Here is a 22,030-nt window from a genome sequence, read left to right on the forward strand (position 1 = left end):
GACAGCATACCTCAGCGCAAGGCCGAGGTGGCACCGGGGTTTGCTCTCACAGGAACGGATTCAGGTGGAGCGCAACCTTGGCCTCCCGCAGGTTGTGCTGGACCCTGCGGATGAAGTGGACGAGCAGGTAGGCCCAGACGGAGAACGTGACGACGCTGATGACGAGCTGGACCGTCTTGCTGACGCCGATCACCATCCAGAGCGCCGTCAGGAGGAACGCCACGAACGAGAGCGGGACGAACCACTTCCAGCACAGGTTCATCATCTGGTCGATCCGGACGCGCGGCAGCGTCCAGCGGATCCAGATGACCACGAAGACGAGCGCCCAGCTCTTCAGCAGGAACAGGAAAACGCCGAGGAGCTGGAGGCCGAAGCTCCCCTCCTGCTGGGCCGGCGAGACGCCGGGGATCTGCCATCCGCCGAGGAAGAGCGCGCTCGCGATGCCGCACATCACGAAGACGTTCGCCCACTCGGCGAAGAAGAAGAAGAGGTAGCGCATCCCCGAGTACTCGGTCGAGTAGCCGGCGACGAGCTCGCTCTCCGCCTCGGGCAGGTCGAACGGCGCGCGGTTGCCCTCCGCGAGCGCGGTCGTGAAGTAGAGGAAGAACAGCGCGAACGTGATCGGGTTGCGGAAGACGAACCAGTGCCAGGGCCAGCCGCCCACGTCGAGCACCGAGGGCCCGGCGCCGCCCTGCGCGGCGATGATGTCCTGGAGCCGCAGCGAGCCGGTCATCATCACGATGCACACGATCGCGACCGCGCCGGGGATCTCGTAGCTGATGATCTGCGCCGCCGAGCGGATGCCGCCGAGGAGCGACCACTTGTTGTTCGACGCCCAGCCGCCGGTCATCAGGCCGATCGTGACGAGCGACGTCACGGCGATGACGAAGAGGATGCCGATGTCGAGGTCGGCCGCGATGAGGTACTGCCCGAACGGCATGACCACGAACGTGGCCGACACGCCGACGAAGACGAGGTAGGGCGCGAGCCGGAAGAGCGCCCGGTCGCTCTCGGCCGGGATGACGTCCTCCTTGAGGATCGACTTGATCCCGTCGGCGATCCACACGAGGAGGCCCTGCGGCCCGGCGCGGTTCGGCCCGATGCGCGACTGCATGCGCGCCGAGACGCGGCGCTCGACCCAGGTGATGATCCCCGCGGTCGGCGCCATGAAGAGCAGGATGATCGCGGCGGCGATGCCGAGGATGATCCCGGCGCCGAGGAGATCGGTCGGGGCGCTCGCGTGGAACCCCTCGGTCGAGAGCTTGACCTCGGACGGCGCCCCGCCCCGCCGGATCCCGACCGGCGACAGCCGCTCGTGGCCGCTCGGGGCCACGTCGCCCTTCGAGAGGACCTTCACGCCCTCGAAGCTCGTGATGACGTCGCCGGCGAGGATCTGCGCGCGGCTCGCGGGGCTGCCGTCGCGCACGGAGGTCACGACGAGCCCGCCGGCGGGCGGCGACTCGGCCGCGACCTCGACGCCGAAGAACGCGAGCGCGCGCGCCCCCTCCTTCTCGCGCGCCTCGATGACGGCGCGGCGCGGGGTCGGGGGGATGAAGTCGATCGTGACGCCCCGCACCGTGCCGGAGACGGGGAGCGCGCCGTGCGCGGTCGCGGGGACCTCGACGGTCACGTCCCCGTGGAAGGTCGTGTGCACCGCGTCGTCGCCGCGGCCGGCGAAGCGCGCCTGCATCCCCTCGGAGAAGACGAGCGACACCTTGTTGCTGCTGATCTGCGCGCCGTCGATCTCGATGCTCTGGCCGGTGAGCGGCGCCTGGCCCGGGCGCCGCAGCGTCCCGCGGAACGTGACGACCGCCTCCCTCGCCTGCGCGGTGGGCAGGTTGGTCCCGAGGATCTCGATGCGGTCGCCGAGGTCGACCTCGCGCGGCACGACGTCGATGACGCTGAGGAGCTCGGGCGCCGTCCTGCTCTCGGCGCAGCCGGCCCCGCCGAGGAGGGCCAGGAGGGCCAGGAGGCACGGCAGGAAGCCGAGAGAGAGAGCTCTCCAGGGTGGAGATCCGCGCATGGCGCCGCTTATAAACCGCGCCGCCCGGGCGGTCGAGATTGCGGAGATCGGCGCGCCGACGCCGCCGCCGGCGCTCGCCGCGCCCGCGCCCGCGCCGACGCCGCCGCGCCCGCGCCGACGCCCGCCGCTTCCGCGCCGCGCGGCCTCGCCCCGGCGCTTCCCTACCCGGGTTCCCCTGGCCGCGCGCCCCGGACGGGGAGGAAGTACCGGCTGCCGTCGAGCTCGTTCACCCCGACGTAGAGCTCCGCCTCGAACACGTCCTTGAGCCGGCGGTAGGTCATCACCTCCTCGATGGTGCCCTGCGCGACGAGCCGCCCGGCCTTGAGGAGCGCGACGCGGTCGGCGTACTGGGCGGCCGCGTTGAGGTCGTGCAGCACCGCGACGCAGGCGAGGCGCCGCTCGGCGACCTCGCGGCGCACGACCTCGTGGACCTCGATCGAGTGGCGGATGTCGAGGTGGGCCCCGGGCTCGTCGAGGATCAGCACCTGCGCCTCCTGCGCGAGCGCCCGGGCGATGGCGACCCGCTTCTGCTCGCCGCCGGAGAGCTCGGCCACCGGCCGCTCCGAGAGCTCCACGAGATCGCAGGCCTCGAGGGCGCGGGCGACCGCCTCCTCGTCGCGGCGGGAGGCGCGCATCCAGGCGCCCTGGTGGGGCGCGCGGCCCATCATGACGACCTCCCGCGCCGAGAACCCGGGCGCCGAGGCGATCCCCTGCGGCACGACCGCCACGCACCGCGCGATCGCCCGCCGGTCCATGCCGCCGAGCGGCCTGCCCAGCAGGGTCGCCCCGCCCCGCGCCGGCCGCAGGGCCCCCGAGAGGACCCGGACCAGCGTCGATTTGCCGGCGCCGTTCGGCCCGAGGACGGCGCAGAGCTCGCCCGCGCGCACCTCCAGGCTGATCCCCTCCAGCGCCAGCCTCCCTGTGGGATAGCTGGCCGCCACGTCTCGCAGCTCGATCGCCGGCTCCTGCACGTCGCCCAATTTATGAGTGATATCGAGTCATCTTTCCTTGCGCGAGCGATCTGTCGGTGGTCCAATCGACTCGAGGCGTAGAGGAGATGGAAACGGCGAAGGAGACCCTGGGAGGCGGCGAGGTACCGCGTCGCGTTATTAAGCGCTACTCCAATCGGAAGCTCTACGACACGAAGGACAGTCGTTACGTCACCCTGCAGCAGATCGGGGAGATGGTCCGGGCTGGCGAAGAGGTCCAGATCATCGACAACGCGACCAAGGAGGACAAGACCGAGGTCACGCTGGCGCTGATCATCTCGGAAGATCTCAAATCGCAGCCGCGCTCGGTACCGCTCGGCACGCTGCGGGATCTGATCCAGGAGCGCGGCGAGCGGCTGCTGTCGCAGCTGCGCGAGGGCCCGATCGGCCGGCTCATCCCCGGCGCGGTCCCCGGCGAGGGCGGGGCGGCGGTGCCCGGCGCGGCGCCGGCCCCCGCGCAGGAGCCGGCGGCGTCCGCGTCGCCGGGGTCGCAGCCGCCCCCGCCGCTCGACGCCGACAAGTCGAGCCACGCGAAGGGGCGCCTGAGCGGGATCGTCGAGAGCTCGAAGCAGACGCTCGATCAGTGGCAGCAGGCCGTCGACGAGCGCATCCGCGCCATCCTCCCGGGGCTCGGGCTGGTCCGCGATCTTCAGGCCGATGTCAAGCGCCTCTCGCAGCGCATTGACGAGCTGGAGGCGAAGCTCCAGGAACGCGCGGGTGAACGGGCCGAGGGCGCCGCTCCTCCTCAAGCTGGCTCCGCCGCGGACGAACCCGCGGGCGAGGGACCGGGGGACGAGAGCCGGCTGGAATAGCCCTGGCCGTTCCCCTGTTGCCCCCGTCGAGCCCATGCCGTTCTTCTTCAGCAAGAAACCTGCGTCCGTAGCGCAGGACCTTTCGTTGGCCAGCTGCGAGGGGGGCCGCGCCGACGCCTTCGAGATCGAGCTGCTCGGTCATCTGGACACGCTGTACGGCGTGAGCTGCCGGATGACCAAGAGCTCGACCGAGGCGGAGGACCTGGTCCAGGACACCATCGTCAAGGCGATGCGCGCCCGGGATCAGTTCGAGCCCGGCACCAACCTCAAGGCCTGGCTGCTGCGGATCCTCACCAACACGTTCATCAACCGGTACCGCCGGGGGGGCCTCGAGCGGGGCATCTTCGACGGGCCGGACGCCGAGCCGCTCACCGACGGGTGGGTCGGGGCGACGACGATGCGCGCGATGCGCGATCCGGAGACCCAGGCGCTCACGCCCCTCATCGAGGCGGAGGTGCAGCGCGCCCTGGACGAGCTGCCCGAAGAGTTCCGCCTGGCGGTGGTGCTGTCGGACATCGAGGAGCTCTCCTACAAGGAGATCGCCGAGGCGATGGGGTGCCCGATCGGCACGGTGATGTCGCGGCTGCACCGCGGCCGCAAGCTCCTCCAGAAGACGCTGCGCGAGCACGCGGTGCTGATGGGCATCGTCAGCGACGACGCGGCGAAGGACGCGCCCGCCGACCTGGACGCGTACCGCAAGCGGAAGCGGGGTGTCGCATGAGCGCCGCGAAGTCGATCGAGAGCTGCGCGCGGTTCGACTACGCGCTGTCGGCCTACGTCGACGGCGAGCTGGATCCGGACCACGCGGTCGACCTCGAGTCCCACCTCGTCCAGTGTCCGCCGTGCTTCGAGCAGGTGAAGATGCTGCGCTCGCTGCGGACGAGCCTGAAGCGGGCGAAGCCGGCGGCGTGCCCGGACGCGCTGCGGGCGCGCATCGCCGCGGCCATGGCGCACGAGCAGGCGCGCGGCGCGGCGCGCGCGGCGGCGCAGGCGGCCGACGCGAGGCCGCGGCTCATGCACAGGGGGTACGCCGTCGCGCTCGCCGCGGCCGCGGGCGTCGCGTTCATGGTCGGCGTGACGCGGGAGCGGGCCGCCGCCCCGGCGGACACGGCCAAGGCGAGCACGAAGGCGGACGTCGAGCTCGCCCGCGCCGAGAGCGTCGAGGTCCTGCTCGACGATCTCGTCACGCAGCACGCGCAGCCGCTCCCGCCGGAGACGACCAACCCGGAGGACCTGCCGCGCTTCGATCCGTTCGTCGGCGTGCCGGTCCGCAGGCCGGAGTTCCCGTCGATGCCCGTGAACTTCATGGGCGCCCGCGTGCACACGATGCGCGATCGGCGCGCCGCGCTGCTCCAGTACATCGTGAGGGGCAACCACCGGGTGACGGTCTACCTCTTCAACTCGCGCGCGGTCCCGGTGCAGAAGGCGCAGCCGATCCTGCAGCCGCGCGTCGTGCGCGAGCGCCCCGTGTACGTGGGCAAGATCAACGGCTACTCCGTCGTCGCCGCCGAGCACAGCGGCGTCGGCTACGCGCTCGCCTCGGATCTCGGCGACGACCTCAGCACGCAGCTCGTCCTCGCCGCGATGCAGTGATCCGCCCGCGCCCGCGCGAGCGGGCGCCCCCTCCCTTCCATTCCCCTATCCCGCGAGAGACCGCATGCGTTTCGTCTTCGTCATGGATCCGCTGAGCCGCGTGACGCACGACAAGGACACGTCGTTCGCCTTCATCCGCGCGGCGCAGGCGCGCGGCCACGAGAGCTACCACTGCCTTCCGCGCGACCTCTCGATCGAGGGCGGCGAGGCGCTCGCCTCGGCGACCCCGGTGCTCATCGGCGACGCGCCGCCGTACATCTCGCTGGATCTCGCCGCGGGCCCGCGGCGGCTCCGGCTCGCGGACGTCGACGCGATCTTCATCCGCAAGGACCCGCCGTTCGATCGCAGCTACCTGTACGCGACGCTGCTCCTGGAGCGCGCGCGGCGCTGCCCGCTCATCGTGAACGACCCGCGCGGGCTGCGCGACGCCAACGAGAAGCTCTACGCGCTGAACTTCCCCGAGTGGACGCCGAAGACGCTGGTCACGGCCGACCGCGAGCAGATCCACGCGTTCGTGCGCGCCCTCGGCGGCCTGGCGGTGATCAAGCCGCTCGACGGCGCGGGCGGCCTCGGCGTGCTGCAGATCAGCGAGCGCGACAAGAACGCGCGCGCCATCGCGGACATGATGACGAACGAGGGGCACCGCCTCGCGATGGTCCAGGAGTACCTGCCCGCCGTCGTCCAGGGCGACAAGCGCGTCCTGCTGCTCGACGGCGAGCCGCTCGGCGCGATCCTCCGGGTGCCGCGCGACGACGATCACCGCTCGAACATCCACGTCGGCGGGCGCGTCGTGTCGACGGAGCTCTCGCCGCGCGAGCTCGAGCTGGTCCGCGCGGTCGCGCCGCGCCTGCGCGCCGACGGCCTCCACTTCGTCGGCCTCGACGTCATCGGCGAGCGCCTGACCGAGGTCAACGTCACGAGCCCGACCGGCATCCAGGAGCTCGGGCGCTTCACCGGCACCGATCCCGCGGACAGGGTGATCGCCTGGGCCGAGGAGCGGGCGCGCGGCCGAGCGGCGCGCGCGTGATCCGCCGCGCGGACGGATCCCGACCCGCGCCCGGGATCCGCGGTACGCCGGGAAGTTGGCCCTGAGGCCCCGCTTCTGCGAAGGCTCCCCCATGGGCGAGTCATTCGAGCGATGTGCCGTATGCGAGGACGGCGAGCTGGTCGAGCGGGAGGGCGGTGCGCCCGGGGATCCTCGCGCGAGGACGAGGATGGCGCGCGTGGTCATCCAGGGGCGCTCGCTGAGCCTGTGCCGGACGCACGCGGCGACCGTCGCCGCCGCCATGCCGGAGACGTTCGAGGAGATGCGCGAGCTCTTCGTGGGGCTCCAGCGCGGCGTTCAGCCGCCTCCGCGCGACGTGGCCGTCGAGCGGCGCTCTCCCATCCCGCGCCGGAACCCCGAGGACCGGCGCGTGTTCCCGCCGCGCCCGGAAGGCCGGCGGCTCGGCGGCGGGCGCCGCGCGACCGATCCGGCGGAGTGACGACGCGCGCCGATCCGCCGCGCGCAGCGAACCGCCGCGAGCGGCGTGGTAGGGTCTCGCCATGACATCCCGCAGGCGCGTCGTGATCGGGCTGGGGTCGAACCTCGGCGATCGCCTCGCCACCCTCCGCGCCGCGATCGACGCGCTCGCCGCGGATCCCGAGCTCGAATTGGTCGGCGAGTCGTCGCGCTACGAGTCGCCGCCCGCGGGCGGCCCGCCGCAGAGCGACTACGTGAACGCCGCGGCGCTCCTCGCCACGTCGCTCCCCGCGCGCCAGATCCTCGAGCGCACGCTCGCCGTGGAGCGCTCGCTCGGGCGCACGCGCCCCGATCCGGTGCGGTGGGGGCCGCGCACGATCGATCTGGATCTGCTCTGGATCGAGGGCGAGGTCGTCGCCGAGCCCGATCTCGTGGTGCCGCACCCGCGGCTCTGCGGGCGCGCCTTCGCGCTGAGGCCGCTGCTCGACGTCGCCCCCGACGCGCGCGATCCGCGCACCGCCGTCGCGTACGCCTCGCTCCCCGACGCGAGCGCGCCCATTCGCCGGCTCGATCCGAGCTGAGCGCGCGCGCCCCTCAGCTCGAGGGCGGCGCTCCGGCGCGCGCCCGGAGGCCAGCGCGGCCGCCGGCGTACGACGCCGCGGCGCCGATCGCGACCATCACCACGAGCAGCAGCGCCCACCCCAGCGCGCCCGCCGGCGCGCCCTCGGCGAGCGCGAGCGCCCACGCGAGCGCCGCGACCACGGCCCCGCTCGCGGCCGCCTCGCGCCGCCCGGCGCGACCGCCGAACCGCCCCACGAGGTAGCCGCCGGCGAGGCCGGCGAGCGCGAACGCGATCGCGTTGAGGCCCACCATCGCGAGCCGCACCGACCCCTCCGCCGCGGCGTCCCCCGTCCGCTCGATCATCCGGCGCAGCAGCGTGTTCGCGAGCCCCGCGAGCGGCAGCCACACGATGAAGATCGCCACCGTGCCGAGCGCGATCCAGTGCCACGGCGGGCGCTCCTCGCCGTCGTCGTCGCCGCCGCCGCCCTGCAGGACCGGGAGCCTGCGCTTCTCCGGCGAGCCCGTCGCGCCGCGGGGAGGCGCCGCGCCGGGCGCGCTCGGCGCGCCGGGCCCCGCCGTCGGGCCGCTGCCGACGACCGGGAGGCGCCGCTTCGGCCCGTCGACCATGGCGTCAGCTGGGCTTCGTGGTCGGAGGCGCCGCGGGGGCCGGAGCCTTCCGCCAGAGCCGCCGCGCTTCGTCCTGCAGGCGGACCAGCCGCCGCTGCTCCTGGATCAGGCCGCCGTAGGCGCGAGGCACCCGCGGATCCTTCGCGAGCGCGTACAGGACCTGAAGCGCCGCCTCGGCGTCGTCCGTCGCGCGGTGCGCCTTGTCCAGCGTGATCCCGAGCCGAGCGGCCATGTCGCCGAGGGCGCGGCTCTCCTCGTTCTTGTAGAGCTCACGGGCGAACGTGAGCGGGTCGATCCAGTCGACCTCCCGCCGCATCGCGGGCGGCGGCTCGCGCGGGCGCATGCCCACGCGCTCGAGCTCGGCGAGCAGGAACGAGCGGTCGAAGGCGGCGTTGTACGCCGCGGGGATCGCCCCCTTGAAGCAGGCGAGGATCTCCTCCGCGACCTCGGCGAACGACGGCTTGCCCTCGACGTCCGCGTCCTTGATCCCGTGGATCGCGGTGCTCTCCGCCGGGATCGGCCGCCCCGGATGGATGAGCCAGTTGTAGCGCGTCAGGATCTCCCCGGAGCGGCCGATGACGATGCCGAGCTCGATGATGCGATCCCCCGCGGGATCGCGCCCCGTCGTCTCGACGTCGATGAAGGCGATGGGCTGGTCGATCCAGGCGCTGCCCGCGTCGATCTCGGACGCGACGCCGACGGCGCGCACCTTGAGGAGGTGCGCGATCCCAGGGTAGTGCCGGCCCGTCGGGAAACAGCCGCACGGGTCGGCGACCTTCAAGGCGTCCTCGGCTGGGCGGGCTGCGCGGGCTTGGCAGGGCCGGCAGAGGCCGCGGAGCGCGCCGCGCTGCCGCCGGCGGCGGGCGTCGCGCTGGCGGCGGGGGTCGTGCTGCCGGAGGGGGGCGCGTCGGGCGCGCCCGCCTCCGTGCCGGCCGGCTTCGGCGGCGCCGGCCGCGGCGTCTTGCCGAGGAGCTCCAGATCGAGCTTCACCCAGTCCTCGAGGTCCTGACCCGGGTTCGTGAGGAGCTGCAGGTCGACCTCGCGGCCGTTGATGTAGATGAGCGGCGTCCCCTCGAGCCCGACCTCCTCGGCCTGCTTCTTGTCCTTCTCGATGCGCGCCTTCGTCTCGGTCGAGACGAGGTCGGCGCGGAACTTCACCGGGTCGAGCTTGAGCCGCTGCGCGTAGCGCTCGATGTCGGCCTGCTCCAGCTTGTCCTGGTTCTCGAAGAGGAGGTGGTGCATCTCCCAGAACTTGCCCTGGTTCATCGCGGCGATCGCCGCGCGCGCGGCGGGCTCGCCGTGGACGTGCGCCTGGAGCGGATAGAACTTGAAGACCAGCCGCACCTGCCCGTCGAAGCGGCTCACGAGGCCCTCGAGCAGCGGCGACATGAGCCGGCAGAACGGGCACTCGAAGTCGGCCCACTCGACGATCGTGACCGGCGCGTCGGGCGGCCCCATCTCGGGCGAGCCGTCGGTGGCGAGCGTCTTCACCTTGTTCGCGTCGAAGCGCATGCGGAACGCCTCCTCGCGCTCCTTCTTCGACCGGCCGTCCTTGACCTGCTTGAGCAGGAGCTGCGCGGCGGGGAGGCACGCCTTACAGGCGCGCTGCTCCTTCACGCACTGCGCGATGTTCACGGGCGTGTCCGGGCAGGGGGAGAGGAGCTCCGAGACCTGGGCGGCCCACTCTCGACGCTCGCGGGGCGTGAGCGACGAGGTGTCCACGCCCGGAAGCGAGACCGACACCTCCTGGGGCGGGGCGGGTTTGGGCTCGCTCGAGCCCGAGTTGCCAGGACAGCCCGTGACGCCGATCGAGAGCAACGCGAGGAGCGGCGGCATCCAGCGCAGGAATGACATCGCGGCGCGAGCTTAGTCGGACCCTTTGCGAGATGCTAGCGCGGGTGTAGCGTCAAGGCGTGCGGAGCGTCCTCTACCGCTTCCCGGATCTGCAGCAGTTCGAGCGAATCGTCGGCGATCCGGAGGAGGGCGACCTCGAGCTCGGGCTGCCCGCGGGGGAGATCGTCGCGGATGGCGAGTGGGTGCTCGCCGTCTTCGAGCTGGGCGAAAACCGCCGCGCGACGTCGGCCGCGGCGTGCGCTTCCGTCTCGCCCGAAGGGGCGCGGCTCACGTTCGAGCCGCGCGACTGGCGCCGCCTCGCCCACTTCGCGCGGACGGAGGCGACCCGCCCCGGCTCGATGCCCGACACCGACGCGGCGGCGCTCGTCCGCGCCGAGGCCGAGGTCCGGTCCGCCGCGCCCCCCGGCGGAAAGGGCGCCGGCGCGGTGGGCCGGGTCCCCTCGCCCACCGCGCCGCTCCGGCTGAAGGGCAAGGGCTCGCGGATCCTCGTCGTCGACGACGATCCGCAGATCCGGGAGATGCTGTCGACGATGCTCGAGGCGGTCGAGCTCGCCGTCGTCGCGGTCGCCAGCGCGGAGGAGGCGCTGGAGCGCGTCCACAGCGCGCCCTTCCACCTCGTGGTGCTCGACTGGAACCTCCCGAGGATGAACGGCATCGAGCTCTGCCGGACGCTGCGGCAGGACCCAGGGCTCCGCGATCTGCCGGTCCTCTTCCTGACGGCGAACGCCTCGTCGCAGGACATGGTCTACGCGTTCGCCAGCGGCGCCGACGACTACATGGTGAAGCCGTTCCGCGCCCCCGAGCTGGGGGCGCGGATCTTCAGCCTGCTCCGCCGGACCCGGCGCAGCGCCCCGTGAGCGGCCTCGCCGCGGCGCCGCGCCTCGCCCGCGGCGCCGCTCAGAAGGCGACGTCCACGTTGAGGTTGAGCACGCCGATGTTCTGCGTGTAGATCCCGCCCGAGTCGGGCGCCCGCGAGCTGCCCGCCAGGCCCGCGGTGATGCTCTTCCCCGTGGTGTCCCGGCCGACGTAGAAGAGGTGCGTGTACGACGCGGCGAGGTGCAGCCGCTCCACGACCTGGAAGCGGCCCCCCACGGAGAACGAGACATCGTGGAAATCGGTGGCCGAGGGGTCCAGGGTGTCGTCGGGGACCGCGTTGGAGTCGTAGCCGACGCCGCCGAAGACCTCGCTCGAGGGCCGCGGCCAGTAGCTGATGCCCGCGCGCACGCCGAACGTGTCGCTCCAGCGGCGGGCGATGTTCTGCACCACGCCGGCCGGGTCGGCGGCGGAGCCGTCGCTCCGGATCTCGCACGCCGCGCCCACCATGGTGAGGCACTGGTTTTCCATGGTGCTCCAGCGCGTCCAGTCGCCGAAGACCCGGAGCTCGAGGCGCTCGGCCGGGGCGAAGCGAGCGCCGAGCCGCACGATGTCGGGCAGGTCCTGGTGCAGCTCGACGTCGGTCGGGGGGCTCGAGACGCCGTTGAAGCGGTTGGTGAGCGTGCCCTCGAGGGTCTCTCCCCCCGTGACGTTCGGCCGCGACTGGTACGACGCGCCGATCCAGAGCTTCTCCGGCACCGCCTCGACGAGCGCGCCGACGCCGAAGCTGCCGTGCAGCCCGCTCACCTCGAGCAGCGAGCGCCCCTCCGTCGCAAGGAGGTTGTCGCCGGAGGCGTTGCGGGCGCGGACGGTGTTCACCTGGGCCCGAATCAGGTTCCCGGAGACGCCGAGGCTGAGGCGGAGCGCCGGGATCCGGTAGGCCGCGGCGAGCGTGAAGTACATCGCCTGGAGCTCGGACTCGATGGAGTGCCAGCGCTGCACCCCGTCGACCGGCCCGGCGAGCTCGCCATTTCCCTCGAAGGCGCCGTTCGTGTTCCAGGACGCAGCGCCGCCGAAGGGCACGTAAACGCCGACACCGAGCGCCAGGTCGCCGAGCTTGGCCGACGCGCCGAGCATCGGCGAGGCGGCCAGGTTGAGCAGGCTCGCCGACCCCGTGTTCGCCCCCGGCGCGGTCACGTCATCGGACGGCGCCTGCGGGTGTGTGTAGGAGGCCGCGCGCAGCGCCAGATTTCCGTCCAGGAACAGGTGAATCCCCTCGCTCTCGGCGATGCCAGCGGGGTTGTAGTAGATCGCGGTCGGATTGCTGGTGATCGGGTTGCCGTGCTCGCCGCCGAAGCGCGCGGTCGCGAAGCCGCCGGCGAACGCAGGCGCGGTCCAGACAAGGCCGCCGAGGAGGCCGACGGAGAGCGCGAGACGGTGGCGGTGGATGGGCATTGCCGGTGTTCTCGATTCTGAGGGGAGGAATGCGGCGCCTGCGACGGACCCTGCATGGTAGGGTTGCGTCCCCTGAGGGTCGCGGGATGCTCGACCCGATCGAGTGAAATGTCACCTCTCGCACGGTGTCAAATGCTTTTCTCCCGCTCCATCCGGACAACGCTCGCATCCACCGCGCTCCCCTGCATCGCGTCCGCCGCGCTTCCCTGCATCGCGTCCGCCGCGCTCCTCGTCGGGTGCGCCGACCCGGAGGGCAGATTCGGTGACTTCGAAGCTCGCGATACCACTGTCCGTGAACACCAGGCGGGCGGCGGCGGCGGCAGCGACGGGACGGGGGGCGGCGGGGAAGGCTGTCCGCCGGAGCCAGGCGCCGTCGATGGCGAGTTCTTCTTCAACCTCTCGGCGCGCGTCAGCCCGCGAACCCCGATCGTCTTCGTGGCCGACCTGACCACCGAGGCGAGCGACGACGGACTGAGCTTCTCGATGACCTTCCAGCCGCTCGAGGCCGCCGATCGCCGGACACCCACCGGTCCGTCGGTCGACGTGGGCCCCTTCGCGCTGTCCGAGGACGGGACGTTCGCCGCGGAGCTGCCCACGATCGTCGTGCCGGGCAACGCCAACCCGATCTCGGGCGGCGAGCTCGAGGCCACCATCACGCTGTCGGGCACGCTCTGCGCGCCCGCCGACTTCGTGTGCGGCGCCGTGACCGGCACCGTGGCGAGGCCGATCAGCCTGGACCTCAAGGGCTCGACCTTCGCCATGGAGCGCATCACCGATCCGAGCAGCTACCCGGCGGCGGTCATCAACTGCAAGAAGGACCCGGCGCGCCCGCTCTAGGCCATCTGGGTCGCGCTACGCCACGGCCTCGGTCACGGCGGCGCCCTCGAGCTCGATCAACGAGATCTCGGACGGCGCGCCGACGCGCATCGGCGGACCCCAGTAGCCCGTCCCGCGGCTCACGTAGATCTGGCTCTCGCCGTGCGAGGACAGGCCGGCCACGTAAGGCTGGTCGAGCCGCACGAAGAGGCCCCAGGGGAAGATCTGACCGCCGTGGGTATGGCCGCTGAGCTGGAGGCCCACCCCCCGCTCCGCGGCGTCGAGGATCTGCTTGGGCTGGTGCGCGAGCAGCACGAGCTCGCGCGAAGGGTCGCGCCCCGCGAGCGCGCGGCCGAGATCCGGGCCGTGGCCGCGGCCCATGCCGCGCGCGCTCCAGTCGTCGACGCCGGCCAGATCGAAGCTGTGGTCGCCGTCGCCGATCGACACGCGCTCGTTGCGGAGCACCCTCACCCCGAGCCGGCCGAGCTCCGCGATCCACGCCTCGACGCCGGAGTAGTACTCGTGGTTGCCCGTCACGAAGAAGACCCCGTGCCTGGCGCGCAGCGCGGCGAGCGGCGCGGTGTGCTCGCGGAGCTCCTCCACCGAGCCGTCGACGAGATCGCCCGTGATCGCGATGAGATCCGGCTCGAGGGCGTTCACCCGCGCGACGACGCGCTCGAGCCACGCGCGCCCGATCGTGGGGCCGATGTGAAGGTCGGTGAGCTGGACGATCCGGAAGCCGGACATAGCCGCGGGGAGGCGGCGGAGGCGGACGCGCACCGGGCGGACGGCGACCTCGCCGAGGGCGCTCGCGGCGCCGGCGACGCCGAAGCCCACGGCGAGCGCGCCGGCCGTGCCGGCGATGGCGCGGGAGAGGAACGTGCGGCGGTCGCCGTCGAGCGGCTGGTTCAGGAGCGCGGTGACGCCGTGGGCGCCGAGGCGAACGACCTCCGAGGTGAGCAGGAGAAAGAAGAGCAGGACGGCGAGCCCGACCCACGTGTAGACGACGCCGGCGACGACACCGCCGATGTGCCGGGGCAGCGCGCGGCTCAGAAAGAGGCCGAGCGGCACCAGCGACGCGAGCACCACCAGGGCGACGCTGCCGATGCGCTGCCAGAGCGGGCCGAGCTCGGGCGCGCGGATCAGGCGCTGCCAGAGGTAGTAGTGAACGCCGGCCACGATGGCGCTGAAGATGCCGATGAAAAGAACGAAGGAGAGGAGGGGGCGCTGCACGCGTCCAGCATGACCACGGCCGGACGCGGCCGCCGCTCCGATTCACGCCGGAGCGCGGCGCGCCAACATTTTTTCACGAAGCGACCCCGGCCGGCCCGCGGCGCGGCCCCGGCCGGCCGCAGCTACATCGTGCTGACGCACACGCCGAACCCAGGGGGGTAGACCGTGCTGCCGCCCTGGCACTTGGCGTTCGCGCCGCAGTCCTGCGATCGGCCGTCGATCCGGCAGAGCTGCTTGCACTGGTTCGTCAGCATCGAGCACACGAAGCCGGGCGCGCACGGGCAAGGGTCGTCGGCGCGCCCGTCGCCGGGCACGACGCAGCTCGTCGTGCCGTCCTCGCGGACGATCGTGCAGGTCAGGCCCGCCGGGCACACGCTGTCGTCGAGGAGCTCGCAGCTCGTCGCGGGGACGCAGACCGGGATGGTGACCGGGGTGTTCCCCTCGGCGAGCGACTCGGCCATCGATCGCTCTTCGCAGTACGTGCCCGGCGCGCAGCTCTCGACGTTGCCGCAGCAGTACTGCCGGCACACCCCGCCCTGCCCGTCGGCCGCCGCGCACCCCAGCCCCGCCGCGCAGTCCATGCCGCGGTGGCACGGGCCGCCCGCCGCGTAGCGGCCCACCGGCCGGCAGCTCGGGATCGCGTCGCCTTCGCCGAGCACGAGCTGGCAATGCAGCGGCTGCGCCGTGGTGCCCCCCGTTCCGGACCCATCACCGCTGCTGGACGAGCACTCGGTCGGATCGCCCCCCGGCGTGCAGCCGTCGCCGCACAGGTGCGCGAAGCGCGTGTAGGGGTCCGGCGACGCCGTTGGCCCCGGGATATCGACGCTCTCGTCCACGGCGCCGCCGCCGCCGCCATCGAACGGCGGGGTCCCGCCCGATCCGGCCGTCGCGGCCGACCCGCCCCCGTCCCCGTATCCCGAGTTGAACCCGCCATACCCCCCATCATCGCTGGACACCTCGCCGGAGGAAGCGGCGTCCGACATCCCGCACGCGGAGACCGCAAACGCCGAGATCGCGGCGAGACCGACAACCAGAAGGGCGCGGGGGGAGCTCATTCCAGGGGCACGAGAAAAGGACAAGCAGAGCGAGCTTATCATGTCGTCCTCGGGTATCCACAGAATGTGCCGTCCCGGGGTGTGCTCTCCAGGACGCAGGAGCCCCCGTGGACGCGACGCCAGGGCGCATGTTCCGCGCATGTTCCGCGCGCGCGCCGGGCGCGGGTGCGCCTCGGTCGCCGGCGCTCCTGGCGCAAGCATGACGCCCATGTCGCGCCGAGCGCTGCGATGGCGATCGGCGAGGGCGGCATGGGACGGCGGCTACCGCGCCTCGATGTCGCGGGTGACCACGTTGCCCGCGCTGTCGTAGGCGCGCACCGCGAGCAGGTGAGATCCAGGCGGCACGAGGGCGCTGAGGTCCGCCTCGAACGGCTCCACCGGCTCGTCGAAGATGCCGTCGCTCGGGAAGATGGGCCGCCACTCCTCCAGGCCGGCGATCGAGACCTCGACGCGCGCGACCGGGCCGAGGCCGTCCGCCACCTCGCCGGTGAGCCGGCGCCCCTGCAGCGACAGCGCCCGGAACACCGGCGGCGTGTTGTCGACGAGGACGGTGCCCGACTCGAGGCTATGGCGCTGGGTGCGCTCGGGCGGGTTCGCCAGCTCGTCGCTCGCCTCGACGAGGATGCGGTACTCGCCCTCGGGGAGCGCGGTCGTGTCCCACACGTGCTCGGCGCGCGTCACCTTCTCGCCCGGCTTGAGCATGCTGCGCCAGGTCGACTGGCCCTCCATGCGGTACGAGAGGCGATAGCGCAGGTCGTCCTGATCGGGGTTGTCGACCTTCCACGTCAGCTGGAGCGCGCTCACCGGCTTCGGCGCCTCCCCGCCGGACGGCGGGAGGTTCGTGCGAGGGGGCTTGGTCTGGCCCTTCGGCGCCGCCTCGATCGAGGTGACCACGGCGCGCGCGTTGTCGGTCACGAACGAGAGCTTCACCTCGCGGAGCGCGGCGCCCGGATCCCGGCTCCAGCGCGCGCGGATCTGGACGAAGCGCGCCGGCGGGCTCTTCGTGTCCCCCGGCGCGGCGAGCGCCGGGGACCACGGGCTCCAGGTGCTGTCGGGCGTGTCGGTGTTCCCGCTGCGCGTCTCGAGCTCCAGCGCGCCGTCGGAGCGCCACGTGAGGCGCCCGAACGCGGCCCGCAGCCCGGCGTCGAGCACCTTGCTCGTCCACACCGCCTCGGCGCCGCCGACGCCCTTCACCTCGTGGAAGACGGCGGGGTCGGTGGTCGCGACGAACCTGCGCTTCCCGGCCATCACGAAGGCGCCGACCTGGCGCTCGTCGGTGTCGGCGACGAGCCGCGCCACGTGGTTGTCGCTCACGGTGTAGAGCTGGCCCTCGGCGCCGGTCCCGACGTAGGGCATGAGGTCGTCGCCGAGGCCGAGCGAGACGTAGTGCGTATCGTCGTCGCTCATCATCTTCTCCGCGACGCCGCTCCGATCGAAGCGCACGAGCACGCCCTTGCCGGGCTTCGGCGCCCGCGTCGGCTGCGGGGTCGGCGGCCCGCTCCGGTTGCGCCTCGGGGCGGCGAACGCCTCGGCGTACTTGTTGGCGATGGCGTAGACCGCGCCGCCCTTCGCGCCCGGCGCGATCGCGATCGCCTTCACGTCGTCCGCGTCGAAGTCGTGGAGCACGGTCGCGCGGCCGGGCGCCGTGAGCTTGTAGAGGAGCGCCTTGCCGTTCGAGCCGGCGTAGACGGCGCCGTCGTCCGCGACCGCGACGCTCACGAGGTGCGGCTCGTCGCTGTCGAAGTACACCTGGGCCTTGCCCGCGGCGTCGACGCGGAACAGCCTGCCCTCGGAGCCGGTCGCGGCGTAGAGCGCCTTCGCCTTCGGGTCGTAGGCGAGCCCCCACACGTCCTCGGTCTGCGGGAGCTCGGCGAAGAGCTTGGCCGGGCCGCCGTTCCCGGCGCCGCGCGGCAAGCGGTAGAGCTTGCCCTCGGGGAACGTGCCGGCGATGACGTCGCCGCCTTCCGCGAGCGCGAGCGCGCTGACCGCCATCTGCCCGGTCGTCGCCGCGAGCGTCACCCGGCCGCCCGAGACGCTGTAGATCTTCCCCTCGTTGCCCGTGCCGAGCAGCACGGTGCCGTCGGGCAGCACCACGGAGCTCCAGACGGACGTCGCGTCCGGCAGCGGCGTCGCGGCGAGCGTCAGCCCGGCGCGCACGGTGCCGTTCGAGTCCACGCTGACGCCGGTGAGATCTCCGCCCTTGAGGTCCTCGAGCGACTTGAGCTCGAAGCTGCGCGTGCCGACCGCGTGGGCCGGGAGCGCCACGAGCCCCGCGGCGGCGAGGACGGCCGCGAGCAGCCGGCGCGGCGAGGAGAGGGCGTGAGGGCGAGACGAGAGGGGACGGGCAGAAGAGCGCTCTGTGCTCATGGGTCGCAGGAGGAGGGGGGTCAGGGCGGAGAGGAGGGAGGCGGGCGGCCGCGCGGTCAGCGAAGGATAGGCCGGACCTTGACGCTCACGGTGTCTTTCCCGACCATAAACCGCTTGAGGGAGATCGGCACCTGCACCTGCGCGCCGAAGGCCTCGGGCGCGTCGGAGTCGGAGCTCGGGCGCAGCGTGTCCATCGCGCCCGGGGGGAGCCTCGAGGCGACCTTGCCGCGGTACGCCGCGCCGTTCTCCCGGAGCTTGAACGTGGCGACGACGCTCTCCGCGTCGTGGTTCTGGAGCGGCAGCATCGCCACGAGCTCGGCGACGTTGTTGGGGGTCGCCATCGGGCGCTCGACCTCGTACCCGGGCGAGAGCTCGATATCCACCTGGCCGCCGGCGAGCTCGCGCGGGATCGGCACCTCGATGACGCGCGACTCCAGGGGGCCCTGGTGGGGCTGGAGATCCAGGCGGATGCGCGCGGGCGCGCCCGCGTCGATCTCGGGCTCGAGCACCTTGGCGCCGCGCAGGAGGACGACCTCGCGGTCGAACGTGACCTTCACGCGGGTGTCGACGCGCTCGATCGCGACCTCCTCCCACGGGTTGTTGAGGAGCGCCCCCATCGACCGGACGATCCGGCTGCGGACGAAGTCGTCGGCGGTGAGCGGGGCGCCGTTGCCGGCGCCGAAGTCGACGAGCGAGATCGTGCCGTAGCGCCCGATCTTCAGCTGGCTCACCGCGCGCCAGGTCATGTCCCGCCGCTCGGCCGTGGTCGCCTCGACGGCGTTGCCGAGCGCCATCGACACGAAGGAGGGCGCGAGGAACTGGTCGTGCGCGACCTCCACGTTCCACGTCGGGTGCGGGGCGCCGTTCACGCCGTCGATCTGGACGCGCATCGGGAAGACCGGCGCCTTGGCCGCGCTGTCGACGACGATCGCGGCCTGCCGATCGTTGACCAGCGAGCCGACCGTGCGCACCGCCTCGCCGATCTTGAAGCTGCGGTTCTGGCTCGCGAGGATCCAGTGGACCTGGGCGATCGCGGTGGGGAGGTTCGTGACGCCGCCGTTCATCATCGGGTGGCCGAACGCGACGAGCTTGTCGCCGGACACGCGCGTGACCGTGCCGATGCCCATGGCGGAGATGTCGCCGCGCACGAGCTCGACGCCGATCGCGCCGCCGTCGACGTACTTGGTCGGCGCGCCCGGATCGGGGTTCGCGGACGAGCCGCCGCCGGCCTGCATCGGCTCGAGCCCCATGGGGCCGAGCAGGTCGCTGGCGATGCGCAGCGACGTGCCGCCGAGACCGCCGAGCATCACCGGCGTCGAGGCGCGCGCGAGGCTCGTCGCCTCGGGCGGGGCGAGCGCCGGCGCGACGCGCGCGGCGAGCTGGCTGGCGTGGCCGGCGAGATCGTAGGCGTCGACGGGCCCCGCGAAGCCGCGGCCCCCGTGCAGGCGGGCCGGCGCGCCGCCGTTGCCGCGCGGCGCGCCGCCGATGGCGCTCACCGGGGCGGGCAGCGGGCCGCCGACCTTCGGGGCGATCGCCCGCGGGAGCGGCCGCGCGAGCTCGTCGAGCATCGATTTGATCGGGGTGACGCCGGCGATCGCCTCGGCACCGAAGAGCCAGCCGTACGCGTAGGCGCCGATCATCTTGCCGTTCAGGTAGATCGGGCTGCCGCTCATCCCGGCCACGGTGCGGGCGATCTCGAGGCGCGGGTGCTGGGTCTTGATGAGGATGAGGTCCTGGTTCGGGCGGAAATTGCGGAGGGTGGAGATGACCTCGACGTCGAACTTCTCGGGCGTGGTGCCGGAGAAGACGGTGAGGCCGTATCCCTTCATTCCCGGCTTCACCTCGGCGACCGGCAGCGTGTCGGGCGGCGTGGAGATCGCGTGCGCCGCGCCGAGGCCGACAGCGACGCTGCACGCGGCGCCGGCGAGCAGGCTCATGGGGATGAGGCGCCCCTCGCGCTCGACGAGGGCGCGCGCCGCGCCGGCGATCGCCGACCCGAAGCGGGTCGCGAGGGGGACGGCGCGCGCGGCGAGGAAGGAATCCGGACGAAAACACGGGATGTCGCGCAGAGGCACGGGCCAAGCTTAGCCCGGATTTGCTAGCGCGACAGAGCCGGGGCGCGCGGCGCGCGGGAGGGGCGCCGGGCCGCCCTCTCCACGTTCCCGCGTCGCTGATTTCCAGGGGCGTGGCGCGCCGGCGACGCTAGGCTTCGCCCCGTGAAGGATATCGCGGCGACCGCGACGCTCATCCTGGCGTTCGCCACCTGGGTCACCACCCACGTCGCGCTGGCAGCGCGGCTCATGCTCCGCAGCGCGCCTCGATGGCGCGGGCTCGTCGCGCTCGTGGTGCCGCCGCTCGCGCCGATGTACGGGTTTCGGCAAGGGTGGCGCCGGATGAGCACCCTGTGGCTGGTGTGGCTCATCGTGTACGTGCTCGCGCTCCTCGTCGCGCGGGCGTGATGAGGGCGGCGTGATCGCGGACGAAATGGCTGGAATGACGGCGAAGCGGCGCCCGGGCGCGCCGCCCGCGCTCGTCGTGGGCACGATGAACTTCGGCGGCCGCACGCCGCCCGAGGAGGCCGAGCGCATCGTGGGCCGCGCGCTCGAGCGCGGGATCGCCGCGTTCGACACGGCCAACCTCTACCAGGACGGCGCGTCCGAGCGGATCCTCGGCCGGGCGCTGCGCGGCCGCCGGGCCGAGGCGCAGATCGCCACCAAGGTCGGCCTCCGCCGGGTCCGGGGCAAGGCCGAGGGGCTCGGGCGCGCGCAGGTGATCCGCGCCGTCGAGGAGAGCCTCGGGCGCCTCGGCACCGACCGCGTCGACGTCTGCTACCTCCACGCGCCGGACCCGGAGACGCCCGTCGAGGAGACGCTCGCGGCGATCGATGCGCTGCTGGAGCAGGGGAAGATCCTGCGCTTCGGGGTCAGCAACCACGCCTCGTGGCAGATCCTGGAGATCATCGCGCGCCGCGACGCCGAGGGGAAGGCGCGCCCCGCGGTCTCGCAGGTGCTCTACAACGCGCTGATCCGCCAGCTCGACCTCGAGTACGCCGCGTTCGCGCGGCGGTATTCGGTTCCCACCGCGGTGTACAACCCGCTCGCGGGCGGGCTCCTGACCGGGCGGCACGCGGGGCCGGACGCGGCGCAGGCGGGCTCGCGCTTCGAGGGCAACCGCCTCTACCAGCGCCGGTACTGGAGCGCGCGGATGTTCGAGCTCGCCGCCGGCTACGCGGCCGTGGCCGCCGACGAGGGGATGAGCCTGCTCGCGCTGTCGTACGCCTGGCTCGCGGGGCGCGAGGTGGTCGACTCCGTCCTGGTCGGCCCGACTCTGGCCGAGCACCTCGACGCGGCCGCCGACGCGATGGCGCGCCCGCTCTCGCCGGAGGCGGCGCGGCGCATGGACGCGCTCTACCGCGATCACCTGGGCACCGACGCGAGCTACGCGCGATGAGCGACGGCACGACGAGCGATCGCGCCGCGAGCGACGGCGCCGCGAGCGGCCGCGCGGGCGACTTCCTGCTGCCCGAGGCCAGGGCGCTCGACCTCGCGGGCCCCCTCGCCGACTACGCCGCGCGCGGGTACGCCCGGCTCGGGCGCGTGATGACCGACGCGGGGCTCGCCGCGCTCCGCGCGCGCTCGGACGACCTGATGCTCGGGCGCGTGACGTACCCTGGGCTCTTCTACCAGCACGACGCCGCGTCCGGACGCTACGAGGACCTGCCCTACGGCAAGGGCTACGAGGGGCCGAGCACGTCGTACCGGAAGCTCGAGAAGCTCGAGAAGGACCCGCTGTTCCTCGCCTGGATCGAGAACCCGCTCTTCGAGCGGATCGCGCGCTCGCTCATCCAGGGGGAGATCTCGATCTACCGGGCCGTGCTCTTCAACAAGGCCGCGTCCGGCGGGACGCCGCTGCCCTGGCACCAGGACGGCGGCAGCTACTGGGGGCTCGATCGCGACCCCGAGCTGCAGATCTGGACGGCGCTCGACGACGCCCCCGCGGACGGCGGCTGCGTGGAGGTGCTGGAAGGCAGCCACCTCGGCGGGCTCGCGACGCCGCTCGGCGGCGTCGTCCCGGGCGCGGTCGTGCGCGCCGCCGACGCCGACGCCCGCAAGATCGCGCTGCCGGCGGCCGCGGGCGAGGCCCTGCTGATCCACAACTACCTCTGGCATTGCTCCGGGGCGAACCGGAGCGGCCGGCCGCGGCGGGCCGTCACCGTCTGTTACATGAGCAGGGCGACCCGCTGCCTCAGGAAGAAAAGGGCGCCGCGCGCGTTCACCCCGGTGTTCTGAGCTCCCCGCGGTACGGCGGGCGCGGCGGCCGCGGCGGCCCCTCCCCGACCGGCCGCCCTCCCCCCGGCGCGCGCTTCGCCT

20 protein-coding genes and 1 pseudogene are annotated in these 22,030 nt (G+C 73.0%); 11 read left to right on the top strand and 10 right to left on the bottom strand.

Annotation, left to right across the window (positions count from 1 at the left end):
- Positions 1 to 46: 46 nt before the first annotated feature.
- Together nuoH and WMF26_RS42975 are read right to left on the bottom strand one after the other, a co-directional pair.
- Positions 47 to 2,023, bottom strand: coding sequence for an NADH-quinone oxidoreductase subunit NuoH (gene nuoH, locus WMF26_RS42970; RefSeq protein WP_061628082.1), 1,977 nt, complete (start codon positions 2,021 to 2,023; stop codon positions 47 to 49).
- 161 nt (positions 2,024 to 2,184) lie between these two features.
- Positions 2,185 to 2,943 (bottom strand): annotated as a pseudogene (locus WMF26_RS42975) (ABC transporter ATP-binding protein); the annotation flags it as partial.
- Positions 2,944 to 3,080: 137 nt separating this feature from the next.
- On the opposite strand from WMF26_RS42975, the gene WMF26_RS42980 reads away from it, so the two are divergent.
- The 6 genes from WMF26_RS42980 (at position 3,081) to folK (ending at position 7,460) form a co-directional block, all read left to right on the top strand.
- Positions 3,081 to 3,824: a polyhydroxyalkanoate synthesis regulator DNA-binding domain-containing protein gene (locus tag WMF26_RS42980; protein ID WP_437951879.1), complete on the top strand. Its 744-nt coding sequence runs from the start codon at positions 3,081 to 3,083 to the stop codon at positions 3,822 to 3,824.
- Between the two features lie 85 nt (positions 3,825 to 3,909).
- The gene (locus tag WMF26_RS42985; RefSeq protein ID WP_437333867.1) at positions 3,910 to 4,545 is read left to right on the top strand and encodes a sigma-70 family RNA polymerase sigma factor; all 636 of its coding nucleotides are present in this window, start codon (positions 3,910 to 3,912) and stop codon (positions 4,543 to 4,545) included.
- Positions 4,542 to 5,417 carry an anti-sigma factor family protein gene (locus WMF26_RS42990; protein ID WP_437951880.1) on the top strand — a complete coding sequence of 292 codons (876 nt, stop codon included), beginning with the start codon at positions 4,542 to 4,544 and terminating at the stop codon, positions 5,415 to 5,417. The genes WMF26_RS42985 and WMF26_RS42990 overlap by 4 nt, the downstream gene beginning before the upstream one ends.
- Before the next feature lie 64 nt (positions 5,418 to 5,481).
- Positions 5,482 to 6,444 carry a glutathione synthase gene (gshB, locus tag WMF26_RS42995; RefSeq protein ID WP_020740608.1) on the top strand — a complete coding sequence of 321 codons (963 nt, stop codon included), beginning with the start codon at positions 5,482 to 5,484 and terminating at the stop codon, positions 6,442 to 6,444.
- 91 nt (positions 6,445 to 6,535) lie between these two features.
- Complete coding sequence (locus tag WMF26_RS43000; protein WP_061623838.1) at positions 6,536 to 6,901, top strand: hypothetical protein; 366 nt, start codon at positions 6,536 to 6,538, stop codon at positions 6,899 to 6,901.
- Positions 6,902 to 6,962: 61 nt separating this feature from the next.
- Positions 6,963 to 7,460 carry a 2-amino-4-hydroxy-6-hydroxymethyldihydropteridine diphosphokinase gene (gene folK / locus WMF26_RS43005; RefSeq protein WP_061623837.1) on the top strand — a complete coding sequence of 166 codons (498 nt, stop codon included), beginning with the start codon at positions 6,963 to 6,965 and terminating at the stop codon, positions 7,458 to 7,460.
- Positions 7,461 to 7,473: 13 nt separating this feature from the next.
- Here folK and WMF26_RS43010 read toward each other — a convergent pair whose 3' ends face one another.
- From WMF26_RS43010 to WMF26_RS43020, 3 genes are read right to left on the bottom strand one after another with little or no spacing between them, the layout of a single operon-like run.
- Positions 7,474 to 8,067, bottom strand: coding sequence for a hypothetical protein (locus WMF26_RS43010; RefSeq protein ID WP_437997451.1), 594 nt, complete (start codon positions 8,065 to 8,067; stop codon positions 7,474 to 7,476).
- Positions 8,068 to 8,071: 4 nt separating this feature from the next.
- On the bottom strand, positions 8,072 to 8,848 hold the full coding sequence (locus WMF26_RS43015) for a 3'-5' exonuclease (RefSeq protein ID WP_437997452.1): 777 nt from the start codon (positions 8,846 to 8,848) through the stop codon (positions 8,072 to 8,074).
- The gene (locus tag WMF26_RS43020; protein ID WP_437997453.1) at positions 8,845 to 9,921 is read right to left on the bottom strand and encodes a DsbA family protein; all 1,077 of its coding nucleotides are present in this window, start codon (positions 9,919 to 9,921) and stop codon (positions 8,845 to 8,847) included. Before WMF26_RS43020 ends, WMF26_RS43015 begins: the two co-directional genes overlap by 4 nt.
- Before the next feature lie 59 nt (positions 9,922 to 9,980).
- Between WMF26_RS43020 and WMF26_RS43025 the strand changes: the two genes are divergently transcribed.
- Positions 9,981 to 10,778 (top strand): response regulator transcription factor, encoded by a 798-nt coding sequence (locus tag WMF26_RS43025; RefSeq protein ID WP_437997454.1) that lies wholly within the window; start codon positions 9,981 to 9,983, stop codon positions 10,776 to 10,778.
- Between the two features lie 40 nt (positions 10,779 to 10,818).
- Here the strand turns inward: WMF26_RS43025 and WMF26_RS43030 are convergent, their stop codons facing one another.
- Entirely contained in the window at positions 10,819 to 12,189 is a 1,371-nt protein-coding gene (locus WMF26_RS43030) for an OmpP1/FadL family transporter (protein WP_437997455.1), read from the bottom strand.
- Between the two features lie 132 nt (positions 12,190 to 12,321).
- Between WMF26_RS43030 and WMF26_RS43035 the strand changes: the two genes are divergently transcribed.
- Entirely contained in the window at positions 12,322 to 13,026 is a 705-nt protein-coding gene (locus WMF26_RS43035; protein ID WP_437997456.1) for a hypothetical protein, read from the top strand.
- A 15-nt stretch (positions 13,027 to 13,041) separates the two neighbouring features.
- Here the strand turns inward: WMF26_RS43035 and WMF26_RS43040 are convergent, their stop codons facing one another.
- The 4 genes from WMF26_RS43040 to WMF26_RS43055 all read right to left on the bottom strand — a co-directional run bounded on the left by WMF26_RS43040 (position 13,042) and on the right by WMF26_RS43055 (position 19,735).
- Positions 13,042 to 14,238 (bottom strand): metallophosphoesterase, encoded by a 1,197-nt coding sequence (locus WMF26_RS43040; protein WP_437333876.1) that lies wholly within the window; start codon positions 14,236 to 14,238, stop codon positions 13,042 to 13,044.
- Positions 14,239 to 14,360: 122 nt separating this feature from the next.
- Positions 14,361 to 15,221 (bottom strand): hypothetical protein, encoded by an 861-nt coding sequence (locus tag WMF26_RS43045; RefSeq protein WP_437951888.1) that lies wholly within the window; start codon positions 15,219 to 15,221, stop codon positions 14,361 to 14,363.
- Between the two features lie 333 nt (positions 15,222 to 15,554).
- Positions 15,555 to 17,660, bottom strand: coding sequence for a hypothetical protein (locus tag WMF26_RS43050; protein WP_437997457.1), 2,106 nt, complete (start codon positions 17,658 to 17,660; stop codon positions 15,555 to 15,557).
- A 56-nt stretch (positions 17,661 to 17,716) separates the two neighbouring features.
- Entirely contained in the window at positions 17,717 to 19,735 is a 2,019-nt protein-coding gene (locus WMF26_RS43055; RefSeq protein WP_437997458.1) for a SpoIVB peptidase S55 domain-containing protein, read from the bottom strand.
- A 141-nt stretch (positions 19,736 to 19,876) separates the two neighbouring features.
- Between WMF26_RS43055 and WMF26_RS43060 the strand changes: the two genes are divergently transcribed.
- Genes WMF26_RS43060 through WMF26_RS43070 form a run of 3 tightly spaced genes read left to right on the top strand, consistent with a single transcriptional unit; the run spans position 19,877 to position 21,949 of the window.
- Positions 19,877 to 20,119 carry a hypothetical protein gene (locus WMF26_RS43060; protein ID WP_061629779.1) on the top strand — a complete coding sequence of 81 codons (243 nt, stop codon included), beginning with the start codon at positions 19,877 to 19,879 and terminating at the stop codon, positions 20,117 to 20,119.
- Between the two features lie 10 nt (positions 20,120 to 20,129).
- Entirely contained in the window at positions 20,130 to 21,110 is a 981-nt protein-coding gene (locus tag WMF26_RS43065) for an aldo/keto reductase (RefSeq protein ID WP_437333880.1), read from the top strand.
- Positions 21,107 to 21,949, top strand: a complete 843-nt coding sequence (locus WMF26_RS43070; protein ID WP_437997459.1) for a phytanoyl-CoA dioxygenase family protein — start codon at positions 21,107 to 21,109, stop codon at positions 21,947 to 21,949. Before WMF26_RS43065 ends, WMF26_RS43070 begins: the two co-directional genes overlap by 4 nt.
- Positions 21,950 to 22,030: the final 81 nt, after the last annotated feature.

Source organism: Sorangium sp. So ce185 (genome assembly GCF_051526825.1).
Classification (GTDB): domain Bacteria; phylum Myxococcota_A; class Polyangia; order Polyangiales; family Polyangiaceae; genus Sorangium; species Sorangium cellulosum_D.